A 15021-nucleotide genomic window follows, 5' to 3' on the forward strand; every position below is an offset into this window, starting at 1 on the left:
GTGTCCTCAGATCGAGTGGGATACGAGCGGGGCCGATGCGGCTCCGGCGGGGCCGGTGGGGGTTCCCGGGGCCACCCGGTCGACCCGCAGCGTCCGGTTATCCAGCGTATAGCGAAGCCAGCCCGGCCGCTGATCACCCTCCGCCGCGGTCATATCGTTGCGGTGCGGGATCGCGCCGCTGAGACTCGGGGCGGTGATCCCGCGGGCGCAACCGTGCGTCCACTCCAGGTGGCGGTGGGTGTGCCCGGCACACACGGCGATGGGGCGGTGTGGTTCGAGCATCGCCCACAGTCTGCGGGATGCCTCCGTGGGGATCGACATCCAGCTGTCGACGGTACCCTCGGTCTCGGGGCGGGTATCCAGCGATTCGTGGCTGAAGACCAGCAGCGGGCGCCCGGAAACCGCGGGCAGGGCCACGAGTTCCAGCCACTCCCACTGCCGCGCCTCGGCGGCAAGGCCCGAGCCCAGCACCTGCGCGTTGATGCCGAGCAAGACCCAGTCGTCGTGCTCACGCAACCAGTGGCCGGGCCCCCATGTCGCCTCCCAGGCATCCACCCGGGCGTCCGATACCCGGCTGCCGTGCCAGTCCACCGGCAGCCCCGACCGCGTCGTGTGGTCACCCACGTCATGATTACCGGGGACCACGTAGGCGGGTGCCTCCAGCGCCGAAATGCGGGCGTGGGCGAGCGCGCGATCGGCGCGATCATCGGGATCGTCAACCACCAGATCGCCGGTGATGACCACCAGATCGGGGCGGTTTCGTGCCACCTCCGCGTGGAGGGAGGCCCAGGCGGTTTCGGCCTGGTGGGCGCGCTGGTCGCCGCCGGAGTGGCCCAGGTGCGGATCGGAGACGTGAAGGAGTGTGAAAGAGGTCATGCGTTCGCTTCGAGTAGTGAGTGAAATGGGAGGGGCGACCGGTGCCCTAGGACGCTTCCCCGGAGAGGAGCGCCCACAGGGTGCGCGCAACACCGTGATCGTTATTGGTTGCGGTGACCAGGTGGGCGGTCTCGCGCACCTCGGCCGCCGCGTTTCCCATGGCCACGCCGAGCCCGGCGGTACGCAGCAGGGGGAGGTCGTTGTGCTCATCGCCAAACGCCACCACCTCGGCGAGGGTGTGCCCGAGCGACGCGGCCCAGACGCGCGCGGCATCGGCCTTGGTCACGCTCACCGGGGAGATCTCCACGACCCCGCCGAGGGAGTCGGTGACGGCGTAGGCCTCCCCGAGCTCGCGGCGCACGGTATCGAGGTGATCCCGCGGAATACCGTGGGCGGGGGCCATCACGAGCTGGTGCGCAGACGCTGTGGGAAGATGCTTCACCCGATCCGCGTGCGGATCGCGCAGCACTCCGCCGGCGGCCACGAGCTCCAGCATTTGCTGGTCGCTGCCAAACTCGGTGCCCGATTCCCACCCAAACCCGGCATCCGGGAACAGGGCGCGCAGGCGCGTAATGAGGGTGGCCAGTTCGGCCACGCCCAGCGCATCCGAGTGCAGTACCCGGGTGCCGTCGGGGGAGAGGATCGCGGCACCGTTGGACACGATCACCGCGGAAAACAGCGCGAGTGTCTCCTCGGGGATGACCGCCCGGATCAGGCGATACGGGCGGGCCGAGGCGATCGCCAGGGCCATTCCCTGCTCGCGTGCCGCGCGCAGGGCCGCCGTGGTTTCCGGCGAGACCGACTTCTGATCGGTGAGGAGCGTCCCATCCAGGTCGCTCACAAGCAGCGGGTAGCTAGACAGCAAGGCGCACCCCGCTCTCCGCGTCGAAGCGGTGGACATTGGCCGCCCGGGCACGCACCGTGATGCGCTCATGCAGGGGGAGCGCGGCGTCCACCCGTGCGCGCCAGAGGGTGTCTCCGGCGCGCACGTGCAGGATGCGATCGGTGCCCAGAAGCTCGGCATATTCGATCGCTCCCTCGATGCACAGGTCCCCCTCCTGCGGCACCGAGTGATCGGCGGGGAGGAAGTGCTCGGGGCGCACCCCGAGCGTGGTGCCCGCCCCGGCACCGGTTTCCGATGCGGGTGCCGGGGCGAGGTTCATGTTGCCGAGGAACGCGGCGACATAGGTGGTGGCGGGCACCTGGAACACCTCTTCCGGGGTGCCCTGCTGCTCGATGTGCCCGCCGCGCATCACCACGACACGGTCGGACATCGTCATCGCCTCGGTCTGATCGTGGGTCACGTACAGCATGGTCGACCCGATTCGGCGCTGCATGGCGACCAGCTCGGCGCGCATCTCGATGCGCAGCTGCGCATCGAGGTTGGACAGCGGCTCATCCATCAGCAGGATTTCGGGATCCCGGGCCAGGGCCCGCGCGATGCCCACCCGCTGGCGCTGGCCGCCCGAGAGCTGGGCCGGCATCCGATCCATCACGTGGTCGATGTGCAGCAGGGTCGCGGCGGCGAGGCCGCGGGTCCGGCGCTCGGCCGGGGCGACACCCGCCATCTTGAGCGGAAACTCGATGTTCTTTGCCACCGTCTTTGCCGGGTACAGGCCGTAGTTTTGAAACACCATGGCCACCCCGCGCCGGGAGGGATGAACGCTCGTGACCTCGCGCTCGCCGATGTGAATGCCGCCGCTCGTCGCGGTTTCGAGGCCCGCCACGATGCGCAGGAGCGTGGTTTTGCCACAGCCGGATTCCCCGAGAATCGTGGTGATCTGGCCCGCGGGGGCGGTGAGCGATACCCCGTCGAGGATGCGCGTGGTCTGACGTTTCGCGCCCTCAAAGGACTTACTCACCGCGCGGATGTGAACCGGGGCGCTCACTAGCGTGCCGCCAGAATCTGCTCGGTCTGGGTCTGCAGGTCCTTCGCCGCGCCCTTTCCGTCGGCGTCGCCGCGCAGAACCCGCAGCTGGGCGTCGGAGTAGAGCTTGGAGTACTCGGCGTTGGCCGTGCCGGGCAGCGACACCCACGGGACGGTCTTCTGGTCACGCACGGCGGCCCAACCGGGGTTTGCCGCATAGACCGGGGCGAGCTGCTTCGGGTCGGTGATCGTGCTGGTCAGCAGCGGGATGGTTGCGGTCTTGGAAACCGTTTCGGTGACGGCCTCGGGGGTGAGTAGGCTGCGCAGCGCGGTGCACACGGCCTTCTGGCGGGAGGGGTCCTTGGTCGTGATCACAAAACCGTTGGTCGAGGTGGTCGCGACGGGCTTTCCGCCCTCGGCCGTGGGTACCGGTGCGATGCGAATGTCGGCGTTGCCGTTGGCCTTGAGCGCGGGGTAGCCCGAGGCGGAGGACACGATCATGCCGAGCTTTCCGGAGGCGAAGGCCTCGTTGGCGTCGGCAAAGAAGTTGGTGTAGACCGGGGAGCTGCCATCCTTCGCCATGGCCGCGAAGGTGTCAAAGACGCTCGCCGCGGCCGGGGTGTCCAGGGTGAGCTTCTGGGTGGCCGGATCGTACACCTTCGAGCCGAGCGAGGCGAGATAGGACTGGAAGTTGAAGTCATTGCCGAAGTACGCGGTTCCGCCGGCGGCCCCGGTGGCCGCAATGGCCTGGGCATCCCGGTGGAACTCGTCGAGGGTTGTCGGGGGCTTTTCGGGGTCGAGGCCCGCCTGGGTGAACAGCTTGGCGTTGTAGAACAGGGCGTTCGGGGTGACGTACCACGGCACCTGATACACGTGCTTGTTGACCGTGATGCCCGAGATGAGATCGGAGTTGAGGCCGCTCTCGCCGGCGAGGCAGTCATCGGCGGGCTGCGCCACCCCCGCGTCGATCAGGGTCTGGTAGGTCGCGTTGGTCACGCGCACCGCGTCGGGAGCGTGGCCGGCGGCGATGTCCACGAGCACCTTCTGTGCCGTGTCCACATCGGAGTCGGCGGTGAGCTTGAGGTCCACCTTGGCGGTGCTGGCCTGGGCGTTGTAGCGGTCGAAGATACCGCGCAGCAGGTCACCGTTTTGGGCGGACTGTCCGGAAACGATGGTGACGCTCGGCACCGGTGAGGTGGAGGCGGCCGGCGTGGCCTCGGCCGAGCAGCCGGCGAGGAGGGTGATGCCCGCGAGGGAGACCGCGAGGGCGGCGGTGCGGGTAGCTGGGCGGGAGGCGGGGCGGTGCGACATGGGAATCCTTTGCATGGGGAGACGATGCGGTGGGGAGAAACTGCTGAGGGTGGATATAGCGGAGGGGAGATACAGCGGAGGGGAAAAGCGGGGCGGCCGTGGTTAGCCGGCCTGGCCGGTGAGGGCCAGGCCACGGATGAACTGTCGTTGAGCAAAGAGGAAGGCAAGAAGGAGGGGGAGCACCGAGAGCGTGGCCATGGCCATCTGCGGGCCGTACGCGGTGACCGCATCGGAGTTGATGAAGCGCACCACCCCGAACGGGATCGTGGCGGCGGAGTCGTCGGAGAGCACAAACGAGGGCCAGAAGTAGGCGTTCCAGGCGGAGGTCACGGTGAACACCCCGAGGGAGAGCAGGGCGGGGCGGCTCGCCGGAATCACGATCTGCAGGAGGGTCGCGACGGTGCCGGCGCCATCGAGGGTTGCGGCGTCAAACATCGATCCGGGCAGCGCGAGGAAAAACTGGCGCAGCAGGAAGATGGCGAAGGCGGAGCCCACGAAGGGGAGGATGAGGGCCGGCAGGGTGTTGATGAGTCCCACCTGGCGGAAGATCAGGTAGATCGGGATCGCGAGCACCTGGAAGGGGATGAGGATGAGCAGGCCCAGCAGCCACACGGTGATGGTGCGCCCCCGGTAGCGCAGCCGCGCCATGGCGTAGGCGGCAGGCACACAGACCACGAGCTGGAGCGCGAAGGTTGCGAGCGCCACCAGGACGGAGTTGAGGTAGTAGGTGCCGAGCGGCACCGTGCGGGCCACCTCGACGAAGTTGTCGAGCGTGGGGCGGGCCAGATAGTTGCCGGCGAGAATGTCCGCCGTGGGGGTGAACGCCGAGGCGAGCATCAGCACGATGGGTGCGAGCATGTACACACCGCCGAGGGCGAGCAGGAGGTGTCGGGTCAGCTGACCGAGGAGTTTCATCGGGTTCCTCCGGATTCGAGGCGGCGAGCATAGCCGGTGCGCTGGATCGCGGTCACCGCGACGGACAGCACCAGCAGCGCGAGGGACAGCACGGCGGCCCGGCCAATATCGAAGTAGTGCACTCCGCGGTTCCAGATGGCGAAGGTCAGGGTTTCGGTGGAGCCGAGCGGCCCGCCCTGGGTCATCGCGGCGATGACGTCATAGGCCTGCAGGGCGGAGCCCGCGGTCATGATGAACACAAAGATCGTGGTGGGCCCAAGCGCCGGCCAGGTGACGTGCCAGAACCGGTTCCACCCGCCGGCACCGTCGAGCGCCGCGCTGTCGTACTGGTCCTGGGGCAGGGTGCCGAGGGCCGCGAGGTAGAGGATCGCGACCAACCCGATCTGGTGCCAGTTGCCCACCACGGTGATGGCGGCCAGCGCGAGGTTCGGATCGGAGAGCCAGTCATGGATGCCGAGCAGCGGACCCAGCACGGTGTCCACCACCCCGGTGTCCGCACGGAACATCCATCGCCACACCGCCGACATCGCCACGAGCGTGGTGGCCACCGGGAGGAAGTAGAGGCTGCGCCAGAAACCCTGGCCGCGTCGCAGACCGTGAATCAGGAGCGCGACCAGCAGCCCGCCCACCATTGAGGGGCCGATGGTGAACACGGCGTAGAGCAGGGTGTTGCGCAGTGCCCGGGCGAATTCCGGGTGGGGGATCTCGGTGGTGAAGTTCGCGAGCCCCACAAACGAGGAGGTCCCGGTCACGAGATTGAGGTTGAAAAATGCGAGGACCAGCACGATGACCAGCGGTGCGGCCACAAACACGACCAGACAGATCGTGGCCGGCGCAAGAAGCAGGTGCGGGGTGAGCCGCGAGCGCAGGGTGCTCACAGGAGGTCCAGTTCGATGCGGGTGCTGATGCGCTCGATGTGGGCGCGGTAGCGCGCGGGATCGGTGTTGGTCAGTGCGAGGAGCAGGGCATCGATCACGGTGAGGTAGGCCAGTCGGCTGCCCCAGGCATCAAAGCCCGAGCGGGCGGTGGTAGCTCCCACCACCAGGGGAATATCGGCGAGCTCGGCGAGCGGGGTGCGGTCGAATGAGGTGATCGCGATGACCGTGGCACCGGCGGCCCGCGCCTCGCGCGCCACGTCCACCACGTGGGGGTAGGTGCCGCCGTGCAGGATCGCGACGCACACGTCGCCGGGCTCGAGCTGCTGGGCGCGGATCCACTGGATCTGCGCGTCCGTGGGGGAATCCGCCGGGTGGCCGAGGTGGGTCAGGCGAAACGCGAGGTCCTCGGCCACCGGGCTGGTCAGTGCGGCTCCGACGGCGATGGTGTGCCGGGCCGAAGCCAGGGCGGCGATGGCCGCGGTGAAGGCATCGGGGGACACACTGTCCGCGATGGCACCGATCGCGAGCTGGGCGTGGGCTGCGACCCCGCGCAGTGTTTCGGCGGGGGAGTCCGTGGGCGAGAGTTCGGGTGCGGTATCCAGCGTGGGCTCGGACACCGCGAGGGCGATCGCGAGCTCCTGATATCCGCTAAAGCCAGCATTGCGGGCGAATCGGATCACCGTGGTGGCGGAGGTCTCGGCCCGCCCGGCGAGCTGTGATGCGGTGGACCCGATGACCGCACGCGGATCGGCGAGGACCACCTCGGCTACGCGGCGTTCGCTGGCCACGAGGGTACCGAGGGATGCCCGAATTCGAGCGATGGCACGGGCACCGGGGTCGGTGCCGATGTCGGGAGTGGAGGAGGTCATGCTGCCACGGTACGAGCGCATTCTTAACGATGTATTGCCATAACCCAACCAATCATTAACGTGTTACGGCATAACAAAAGCCGTATCGAGCCCGGTGTTCCTAGCCGCCGGAGTGGTTCCCGCCGACGGTACGGAACGTGACCGACGCGATCAGGCCGCCACCGGGACGCGCGGTCAGCTCGAGGTGGCTGCCGCAGCGCTCGGCGATGGCGGACACGATCGAGAGCCCGAGTCCGCGCCCCGGAGTGTCTCCGCCACGGGCACGCCCGGCCGCCCGAGAGAACGGCTCGCGCAGCAGCGTGATCTGGGCTTCATCGATCACGGTGCCGGTATTTTCGACACACAGCGTGGCGGTGCCCGGCTCCGCGGACTGCACCGAGACCCAGACCCTGCCGGCGTCGTGGTTGTGCCGGATCGCGTTGTGCACCAGGTTGACGGCGAGGAGCTGAACGAAGCGAGGATCCTCGCGAATGTGCGTGGGAATCAGATCCTGGGCAACGGTGATGTCGTGTGCCCGCGCCTCATCCGTGCACTCCTCCACGACCTGGGCGATCGTCTGATCGAGGCGAAGCAGCGCCGGTTCATCGGTTCCGGTTTCGATCTCGGCCAGATCCATCAGGGCGTCCACCGTGGCGATACTGCGCTCATTCATGGTGCGCAGACGGTCAAGAAGGACCGTCTGCGATGCCGCGGGGACCGAGGCTCCGGCGGTGCCCCCGGTACCCGTGCCTGCGGCCCCGAGCGCCACATCGAGCATGGCGCGCGTGGTGGCAAGCGGCGTTCGAAGCTCGTGCGAGGCGTTTGCGGCAAAGCGCCGCTGCGCCCCGAAGGAGGTTTCCAGCTCGCCCATCATGCGGTCAAACGAGTCGGCGAGGTCCGTGATCTCATCCTCGGGACCGGTGAACGCGAGCCGGTGATCGAGGTTTCCCCGGGCGGCGAGGGTGGTCGCGCGGCCGATATCGCGCAGGGGGCGGAGCATCCGGCCGGCGAGATACCAGCCGAGCCAGGCGCCACCCACTACGAGGGCGAGCAGGATTCCGATGGCCGCGATCACAAACAGGCGCTGCAGGTCCTCGCGCGAGGAAACGAGCAGGCTGGGGGTTCCCAGGTTGTTGGCCACCACGCCGTTGTCCACGGTGCCGACGGTGGGCGATTGGGTTTCGGAAACGAGGGGCTGGGTGGGCGTGACCGGGGCCAGGGAGGTATTGGCGGGAACACCGGGGACCACCGCAAACGCATAGCTCGGGAGGAGCCCCAGCACCACGTACATGACACCCAGCATGAGTACGCCCGAGACCGTGAGCACGGCCGAGTAGGTGAGCGCGAGGCGGGTGCGGATCGTGAGCCGAAACCGCCGCCCGGAGACCGGTCTACTGGGCAGTCGCATGTTCGGGTTCCTCCGTCTCGATGGCATAGCCCACGCCGGGCACGGTGCGAATGAGCCAGGGTTCGCCGAGCTTTCGCCGCAGCGTACTGATCGTGACCTTGACCGAATTGGTAAAGGGGTTGGCATTCTCGTCCCAGGCGCGCTCGAGGAGTTCCTCGGCGCTCAGGACCGTGCCGGGTTCGCGCATCAGCACCTCCAGGACCGCGAACTCCTTGCGCGCCAGGCGGATAAAGCGTCCCGCCCGGGTAACCTCAAAGCGAATCGGATCGAGGCGCACGTCTCCCGCGTTCAACACCGGCGGACGGGCCTGAAACTTTCGGCGCGAGAGCGCGCGCACCCGGGCGATGAGCTCGGGAAACTCAAACGGCTTGGAGAGGTAGTCATCGGCCCCGATGGCGAGCCCATCCACGCGGTCGGTCAGCGCTCGGGCGGCCGTCAGCATGAGGATCGCCGGGCGCCGCTCGCGCTCATTCAGAATGCGACACACCTCATCCCCGTGCACCACGGGAATGTCTCGGTCGAGCAGCACCACCTCGTACTCGGTGAGGTCGGTGGCCGTCAGTGCCGATTCGCCATCGGCCACGGTGTCGACGCTGATCGCGTTTGCCGACAGCCCCGCCGCGATCGCCTCGGCCAGGAACGGCTCATCCTCCACCAGCAGTACACGCATTGCTCTCCTTGATTCTGTCCTGCTATCCCATCACGGAACCGGTTAGGAAATGGTAAATGAATCGTCTTACCCCGTCGTGACCGGGCATTCGCTGAACTTGACCTATCCCGTATTTCACGGAAACCCGTTTGAAAGGAACACACCATGTCGATGACCCTTCGCCCCGCACTGCGTCGCACCGGCCTGCTCGCCCTGGCCGCCTCCGCCCTGATTCTCCTGGGAGCGTGCACCGCCGGCGGCGGGCAGCCCGGGGGCGGCGAATCCGGTGCCGCCCAGCCCACGCACAGGGCGGAGATCAAGAGCGGCAATTTTGAGCAGGAGATGGCCAAGTGGCAGGCCGACCTCTCGGCCTGTATGAAAGAGAAGGGCGTGGATCTGCCCGCCCCCGCCCCGGTCAAGGAGGGCGAGGTGACCGTGCTGCAGGAGATCGACCCCAGCACCGTGGATGTCGAGGCCCTGCGAAACGCCAATCGTGAGTGCATGAAGACCATCGGTCAGCCCCCGGTTGACCCGAGCATGCCGAGCATCGAGGAGATCCAGAAGATGCAGCTCGCGTTTGCGAAGTGCATGCGCGAGGCCGGATACGACTTCAAGGACCCGGCGCCCGCCCCCGAGGGCGGCAACGCAAACGGTGTGGCCGGCTCGGCACCGGTTCGCCCCGGCGAGTACGACGAGGCCACCATGGCGTCCTGCGCCACCACGGCCGGCCTCGATAAGATCAACGGCTCGAAGCGATGAGTCCGGTGAAAAAGCGCACCGCCCTCTGGATCTCGGCCGCCCTGGTGGTGTCCATCGGGTGTGGGGCGACGGCCGCCATGGTCTGGGGCGGATCCGCAGGATCTGACGCGAACACCGCCGAGCACGCGCCCGCCCCCAAGACCGTCGCGGCCGCGCGAGAGGATCTCATCGAGCGCTCGCGAGGAAACGGTCAGCTCGGGTACACCGATCCACGCAGCGTGGGTTCGGCCGGCGGCACGATTACCCGGATGAGTGATATCGGAACCGTTGTCGAACGCGGGGGCGAGCTGTTTCGGGTGGACGACCTCCCGGTCAACCTGCTGATCGGCGACCTCCCCATGTGGCGGGGATTTGCCGCGGGGATGAGCGATGGTGCCGATGTGCTCATGCTCGAACAGAACCTTCGCGACCTGGGGTACTTCACGGACACCCCCGATAAGAAGTTCACCGCGCGCACCGCGCAGGCGGTCTCCGCCTGGCAGAAAAAGCTGGGGCGCCCGCGCACCGGCAGCATCGAGCCCGGCCAGGTGGTCTTTGCCTCTGGCCCGCTGCGCATCGCCGAGCAGAAGGCCAGGGTCGGCGACCCCGCCTCACCCGAGGTGCTGGCGGTCACCGGAACCACCAAGGACATTCTGGTGGATCTGGAGCCTCAGCTCGCGGCATCCGCGCCCCTGGACGGCGAGGTTGAGGTGCGTCTGCCCGACGGGAAGACGTTGACCGGAAAGGTGAGCGCCGTGGGTGCCCCGCGCGAGCAGCCCACCGGTTCCGGGGGAACCGCGCTGCGCATCCCGATCACGATCACCCCCGTGGACCAGGCGGCCACCGGGACCTACGCCGATGTCAGGGTACAGGTGTCCTTCCAGCGCGTGCTCGTCACCGACGCGCTCCTGATCCCCACCGCCGCGCTGCTCGCCACCCCCGGCGGCGGGCACAGCGTGGAGGTGTGGCGCGACGGAAAGCGTGTCAGCGTGGTGGTGACGCCGGGATCCTTCGCCGATGGGCGGGTGTCCATCGACGAGGGCGACCTGAAACCCGGCGACGAGGTGGTGGTGTCATGACGGCGCCGATGATCGAGCTGGTGGACGTCAGTCGCGAGTACGGTTCGCCGCCCACCCGCGCCCTCGACGGGGTAAACCTGCGGGTGGAGCGGGGCGAGCTCGTGGCCATCGTGGGGCCGAGTGGTTCGGGAAAATCCACCCTGCTCAACCTCATCGGAACCCTCGATCGCGCCAGTGCCGGGCAGACCCGGGTGGCCGGATACTCGGTCGAGAAGCTCAGCGACCGCCAGCTGAGTGCGCTGCGTGCACACAGCATCGGATTCGTGTTTCAGCAGTTCCAGCTCTCCGAGGGGGTGAGCGCGCGCGATAACGTGGCCGCCGGCCTGCTCTACACCGGAAAACCGGCGCGTGAGCGCCGCGCCGTGGCGACCGAGGCGCTGGAGCGGGTGGGACTCGGGCATCGCCTGCTGCACCGGCCCGCGCAGATGTCCGGTGGTGAGCGGCAGCGGGTGGCGATTGCCCGCGCGATGGTGAGAAACCCGGATCTGCTGCTCGCCGATGAACCCACCGGCAGCCTGGACTCGCGCTCGGGTGAGATCGTGGTCGAGATTCTGCGGGAGCTGCACGCGAGCGGCACCACCGTGGTGGTCATCACCCACGACCGCGAACTCGCGCAGCGGCTTCCACGCCGGGTGGGCATTCGCGATGGCCGGATCGAGAGCGATGAGCGCGACACCGTGCTGGCGGTGTCCGCATGAGTGCGCTGCCCAAGTCCCGCCTGCGCACCGGTGACCTGTTTGCCCTGGGGCTTCACGGCGTTCGGGTTCACCCGATGCGGGCCGCGCTCTCGGCGCTGGGCATCGCGATCGGCATCGCCGCGATGATCGCCGTGATCGGGATCTCCACCTCCAGCCAGGCGGCGGTTCGAGAAAAGCTCGCGGCGCTGGGCACCAACCTTCTCACCATGAGTGCGGGCAAGGACCTCCTGGGTGCCGACACCAAGCTGCCGCCGGATGCCGGCACCCGGGTGCTGCGCATCGACGGGGTGGAGACCTCGGGCTGGACCACCGAAATTGACTACCACGTGTACCGCAATGACCTCACCCTGCCCGGCGAGACCGGCGGCCTGCGGGTGCGCGTGGCCGGGGGAGACCTCCTGGCCACCACCGGTACCGCACTCGCCTCGGGGCGCTGGTTCAACGCCGAGACGGAAAAGCACGACCTGGTGGTTCTGGGTGCGGGAGCGGCCGAGGCCATGGGCATTACCGAGCCGGGAAACCAGGTGTGGCTGGGCGGGCAGTACTTCACGGTGCTGGGCATTCTGCAGCCCTCGCTCCTCACCCCGGAGCTCGATTCCAGTGCGCTGGTGGGCGCGGGAATCGCGGCCGAACGCTTCGGATTTGATGGCTCTCCGACCGTCCTGTACGAGCGCTCCAGCGAGGAGCGGGTACCCGAGGTGCGCGATCTTCTGCCCGCGACCATCAACCCCGAGGCGCCCAACGAGGTGAGCGTGAGTCGCCCGTCGGACGCGCTCGCGGCGAAGAACACCGTGGATCAGGCCTTCACCGGCCTGCTGATCGGTGTGGGGTCGATCGCCCTGCTCGTGGGCGGGATCGGTGTGGCGAACACGATGGTGATTACGGTGCTTGAACGCCGTCGCGAGATCGGGCTGCGGCGCTCGCTCGGGGCCACCCGCGCGAACATCCGCAACCAGTTCCTGATGGAGGCTGTGCTGCTGGCACTCCTCGGCGGGCTGGTGGGGGCCGGCACCGGATTTGCCGTGACCGCGATCGTGGCCGCGTCGAACGGGTGGAAGCTCGAGGTCCCCGTCTCGGTTCTCATCGCGGGGGTGCTCGCGACCGTGGCCGTGGGAGCGGTTGCCGGGGTGCTCCCGGCCCTGCGCGCGGCGCGGACCTCACCGGCGGTGGCACTCAGCAGTTAGCCGTCGACCGAAAACGACCGGCCGCCCCGCATCAGCGGGGCGGCCGGTCGTGTATCCGGTGGGGGTTAGGCTCCGACGTAGGCGGCGAGGTGCTGCCCGGTCAGGGTGGACTTTGCCGCCACCAGGTCGGCCGGGGTGCCCTCGAAGACGATCGTTCCGCCATCATGGCCGGCACCGGGACCCACGTCGATGATCCAGTCGGCGTGCGCCATGACGGCCTGGTGGTGTTCGATCACGATCACGGACTTGCCGGACTCCACCAGGCGATCCAGCAGTCCGAGGAGGGACTGCACGTCCGCGAGGTGCAGGCCGGTGGTGGGCTCGTCCAGGACGTAGATATCACCCTCCTCGGCCATCTGCACGGCGAGCTTCAGGCGCTGGCGCTCGCCGCCGGAGAGCGTGGTGAGGGGCTGGCCGAGGCTGATGTAGCCGATGCCGACATCCACCAGGCGGTCGAGAATCTTGATCGCGGCGGGCGTGCGCGCCTCACCCTCGGCGAAGAACGCGGCGGCCTCGGCGATGGGCATCGCGAGTACCTCGGCGATGTTCTTTCCGCCCAGGGTGTAGTCGAGAACCTCGGCGAGGAAGCGCTTGCCGCCACACACCTCACAGGTGCTCGCGACACTCGCCATCATTCCGAGGTCGGTGTAGATCACGCCGGCACCGTTACAGGTGGGGCAGGCACCCTCGGAGTTTGCGCTAAACAGTGCGGGCTTGACCCCGTTGGCCTTCGCAAACGCCTTGCGGATGGGCTCCAGCAGGCCGGTGTAGGTGGCCGGGTTCGAGCGGCGCGAACCGCGGATCGCCCCCTGGTCCACCGTAACGACGCCCGCGTCCTTCGGGAGTGATCCGTGAATCAGCGAGCTCTTACCCGACCCGGCCACGCCGGTGATCACGGTGAGGATACCGAGCGGGATATCGACGCTGACATCGCGGAGGTTGTGCGTGTTCGCCCCGCGGATTTCGAGCGCGCCGCTCGCGGTGCGGACCGACTCCTTGAGGGCGGCGCGGTCATCCAGGTGGTGACCGGTGAGGGTGTCGCTCGCCCGCAGCCCCTCCACGGTGCCGGTGAACTGGATCTCACCCCCGGCGCTGCCCGCGCGCGGACCCATGTCCACCACGTGATCGGCGATCGCGATGGTCTCGGGCTTGTGCTCCACCACGATCACCGTGTTGCCCTTATCGCGCAGGCGCAGCAGCAGGGTGTTCATGCGGGCGATGTCGTGCGGGTGCAGGCCGATGGTGGGCTCATCAAAGATGTAGGTGACGTCCGTCAGTGAGGACCCCAGGTGACGGATCATCTTTGTGCGCTGCGCCTCACCGCCCGAGAGGGTCCCGGCGGGACGGTCCAGGGTGAGGTAGCCGAGGCCGATCTCCACAAACGAGTCGAGGGCACCGCCGAGGGTGTCGAGCAGCGGGGCGACGCTCGGGTCATCGATTCCGCGCACCCACTCGGCGAGGTCGCTGATCTGCATGGCGCAGGCATCGGCGATGTTGATGCCGGCGATCTTCGATGATCGCGCGCCCTCGTTCAGGCGGGTGCCGCCGCAGTCGGGGCAGGTGGTGAAGGTCACCGCACGGTCCACAAACGCGCGGATGTGCGGCTGCATGGCCTCCCGGTCCTTGCTCAGCATCGACTTCCGGAGCTTCGGGATCAGACCCTCGTAGGTCATGTTGATGTCGCCGATCTTCACCTTGACCGGTTCCTTATAGAGGAATGCGGTCATCTCCCGCTCGGTGAACTCGCGGATCGGCTTGTCCGGGCTGAAGAACCCCGAACCGGTGAAAATCTTGACGCCCCAGCCGTCGGCCGTGTAGCCGGGGATCGTGAGCGCGCCCTCGTTGAGGGACTTGGAGTCGTCAAACAGCTGGGTGAGATCGAGATCGTTGACCTTGCCCATGCCCTCGCAGCGTGGGCACATACCGCCGGTCACCGAGAACTCGCGGCGTTCCTTGACGGTGCGGCCCTCCTTCTGGATGGTCACGGCACCCGCCCCGGATACCGAGGGCACGTTGAACGCGAACGCCTGCGGGGAACCGATGTAGGGCTGGCCCAGTCGGCTAAACAGGATGCGCAGCATCGGGGTGGCGTCGGTGGCGGTACCCACGGTGGAGCGGGAGTTGGAGCCCATGCGCTCCTGATCCACGATGATCGCGGTGGTGATACCGGACAATACGTCCACATCCGGGCGGCCCACGCTCGGCATGAAGCCCTGCAGAAACGCGCTGTAGGTCTCGTTGATCATGCGCTGCGACTCGGCCGCGATCGTCCCGAACACGAGCGAGCTCTTGCCCGAACCGGAAACCCCGGTGAAGACCGTCAGGCGACGCTTGGGAATGTCAACGCTCACGTTTTTGAGGTTGTTTTCGCGGGCGCCGATGACCCGAATCAGATCGTGGCTGTCGGCGGCGTGGGGGACGGTGCTCATGGGGCCTCTTCCGTTGGTGATCGCAGCGTCCGTACCTCCACCCGGGGGCGAGGTACGGTACCTTCCGATTGTGAGGCTCCGGACGGGCGCTGTCCAGCCGGCGGCCGAATCCGCTGGTACCTCCCGCGTGGCCGCCGAAGA

Annotated in this window: 14 protein-coding genes; 4 read left to right on the forward strand and 10 right to left on the reverse strand. The window is 67.9% G+C overall.

Annotation, left to right across the window (positions count from 1 at the left end):
• Positions 1-6: 6 nt before the first annotated feature.
• The 9 genes from D9V32_RS01115 to D9V32_RS01155 all read right to left on the reverse strand — a co-directional run bounded on the left by D9V32_RS01115 (position 7) and on the right by D9V32_RS01155 (position 8773).
• Positions 7-876, reverse strand: coding sequence for a metallophosphoesterase family protein (locus tag D9V32_RS01115; RefSeq protein ID WP_121647054.1), 870 nt, complete (start codon positions 874-876; stop codon positions 7-9).
• A 46-nt stretch (positions 877-922) separates the two neighbouring features.
• Entirely contained in the window at positions 923-1741 is an 819-nt protein-coding gene (locus D9V32_RS01120; protein WP_183086115.1) for a Cof-type HAD-IIB family hydrolase, read from the reverse strand.
• Positions 1731-2765, reverse strand: a complete 1035-nt coding sequence (locus tag D9V32_RS01125; RefSeq protein ID WP_183086116.1) for an ABC transporter ATP-binding protein — start codon at positions 2763-2765, stop codon at positions 1731-1733. Before D9V32_RS01125 ends, D9V32_RS01120 begins: the two co-directional genes overlap by 11 nt.
• Entirely contained in the window at positions 2765-4054 is a 1290-nt protein-coding gene (locus D9V32_RS01130) for an extracellular solute-binding protein (protein WP_183086117.1), read from the reverse strand. Before D9V32_RS01130 ends, D9V32_RS01125 begins: the two co-directional genes overlap by 1 nt.
• 102 nt (positions 4055-4156) lie before the next feature.
• Positions 4157-4969 (reverse strand): carbohydrate ABC transporter permease, encoded by an 813-nt coding sequence (locus D9V32_RS01135; protein ID WP_121647057.1) that lies wholly within the window; start codon positions 4967-4969, stop codon positions 4157-4159.
• The gene (locus D9V32_RS01140; RefSeq protein WP_121647058.1) at positions 4966-5847 is read right to left on the reverse strand and encodes a carbohydrate ABC transporter permease; all 882 of its coding nucleotides are present in this window, start codon (positions 5845-5847) and stop codon (positions 4966-4968) included. Before D9V32_RS01140 ends, D9V32_RS01135 begins: the two co-directional genes overlap by 4 nt.
• The gene (locus D9V32_RS01145) at positions 5844-6716 is read right to left on the reverse strand and encodes a MurR/RpiR family transcriptional regulator (RefSeq protein WP_183086118.1); all 873 of its coding nucleotides are present in this window, start codon (positions 6714-6716) and stop codon (positions 5844-5846) included. The genes D9V32_RS01140 and D9V32_RS01145 overlap by 4 nt, the downstream gene beginning before the upstream one ends.
• A gap of 100 nt (positions 6717-6816) precedes the next feature.
• Positions 6817-8103 carry a sensor histidine kinase gene (locus D9V32_RS01150; RefSeq protein ID WP_183086119.1) on the reverse strand — a complete coding sequence of 429 codons (1287 nt, stop codon included), beginning with the start codon at positions 8101-8103 and terminating at the stop codon, positions 6817-6819.
• Complete coding sequence (locus D9V32_RS01155) at positions 8087-8773, reverse strand: response regulator transcription factor (RefSeq protein ID WP_121647061.1); 687 nt, start codon at positions 8771-8773, stop codon at positions 8087-8089. Before D9V32_RS01155 ends, D9V32_RS01150 begins: the two co-directional genes overlap by 17 nt.
• A 144-nt stretch (positions 8774-8917) precedes the next feature.
• Between D9V32_RS01155 and D9V32_RS01160 the strand changes: the two genes are divergently transcribed.
• Genes D9V32_RS01160 through D9V32_RS01175 form a run of 4 tightly spaced genes read left to right on the forward strand, consistent with a single transcriptional unit; the run spans position 8918 to position 12451 of the window.
• Positions 8918-9511: a hypothetical protein gene (locus D9V32_RS01160; RefSeq protein ID WP_121647062.1), complete on the forward strand. Its 594-nt coding sequence runs from the start codon at positions 8918-8920 to the stop codon at positions 9509-9511.
• Positions 9508-10569 (forward strand): peptidoglycan-binding protein, encoded by a 1062-nt coding sequence (locus D9V32_RS01165; RefSeq protein WP_121647063.1) that lies wholly within the window; start codon positions 9508-9510, stop codon positions 10567-10569. The genes D9V32_RS01160 and D9V32_RS01165 overlap by 4 nt, the downstream gene beginning before the upstream one ends.
• Positions 10566-11267 carry an ABC transporter ATP-binding protein gene (locus D9V32_RS01170; protein WP_121647064.1) on the forward strand — a complete coding sequence of 234 codons (702 nt, stop codon included), beginning with the start codon at positions 10566-10568 and terminating at the stop codon, positions 11265-11267. Before D9V32_RS01165 ends, D9V32_RS01170 begins: the two co-directional genes overlap by 4 nt.
• Positions 11264-12451 (forward strand): ABC transporter permease, encoded by a 1188-nt coding sequence (locus D9V32_RS01175; protein ID WP_121647065.1) that lies wholly within the window; start codon positions 11264-11266, stop codon positions 12449-12451. The genes D9V32_RS01170 and D9V32_RS01175 overlap by 4 nt, the downstream gene beginning before the upstream one ends.
• Positions 12452-12516: 65 nt before the next feature.
• Here D9V32_RS01175 and D9V32_RS01180 read toward each other — a convergent pair whose 3' ends face one another.
• Complete coding sequence (locus D9V32_RS01180) at positions 12517-14880, reverse strand: ATP-binding cassette domain-containing protein (protein WP_121647066.1); 2364 nt, start codon at positions 14878-14880, stop codon at positions 12517-12519.
• Positions 14881-15021: the final 141 nt, after the last annotated feature.

It is taken from the genome of Mycetocola tolaasinivorans, from assembly GCF_003667565.1.
Lineage (GTDB): Bacteria > Actinomycetota > Actinomycetes > Actinomycetales > Microbacteriaceae > Mycetocola > Mycetocola tolaasinivorans.

Coding starts and splice junctions, on each gene's coding strand:
- D9V32_RS01115 (WP_121647054.1), bottom strand. CDS start 876: ATGACCTCTTTCACACTCCTTCACGTCTCCGATCCGCACCTGGGCCAC.
- D9V32_RS01130 (WP_183086117.1), bottom strand. CDS start 4,054: ATGTCGCACCGCCCCGCCTCCCGCCCAGCTACCCGCACCGCCGCCCTC.
- D9V32_RS01135 (WP_121647057.1), bottom strand. CDS start 4,969: ATGAAACTCCTCGGTCAGCTGACCCGACACCTCCTGCTCGCCCTCGGC.
- D9V32_RS01145 (WP_183086118.1), bottom strand. CDS start 6,716: ATGACCTCCTCCACTCCCGACATCGGCACCGACCCCGGTGCCCGTGCC.
- D9V32_RS01150 (WP_183086119.1), bottom strand. CDS start 8,103: ATGCGACTGCCCAGTAGACCGGTCTCCGGGCGGCGGTTTCGGCTCACG.
- D9V32_RS01155 (WP_121647061.1), bottom strand. CDS start 8,773: ATGCGTGTACTGCTGGTGGAGGATGAGCCGTTCCTGGCCGAGGCGATC.
- D9V32_RS01160 (WP_121647062.1), top strand. CDS start 8,918: ATGTCGATGACCCTTCGCCCCGCACTGCGTCGCACCGGCCTGCTCGCC.
- D9V32_RS01165 (WP_121647063.1), top strand. CDS start 9,508: ATGAGTCCGGTGAAAAAGCGCACCGCCCTCTGGATCTCGGCCGCCCTG.
- D9V32_RS01170 (WP_121647064.1), top strand. CDS start 10,566: ATGACGGCGCCGATGATCGAGCTGGTGGACGTCAGTCGCGAGTACGGT.
- D9V32_RS01175 (WP_121647065.1), top strand. CDS start 11,264: ATGAGTGCGCTGCCCAAGTCCCGCCTGCGCACCGGTGACCTGTTTGCC.
- D9V32_RS01180 (WP_121647066.1), bottom strand. CDS start 14,880: ATGAGCACCGTCCCCCACGCCGCCGACAGCCACGATCTGATTCGGGTC.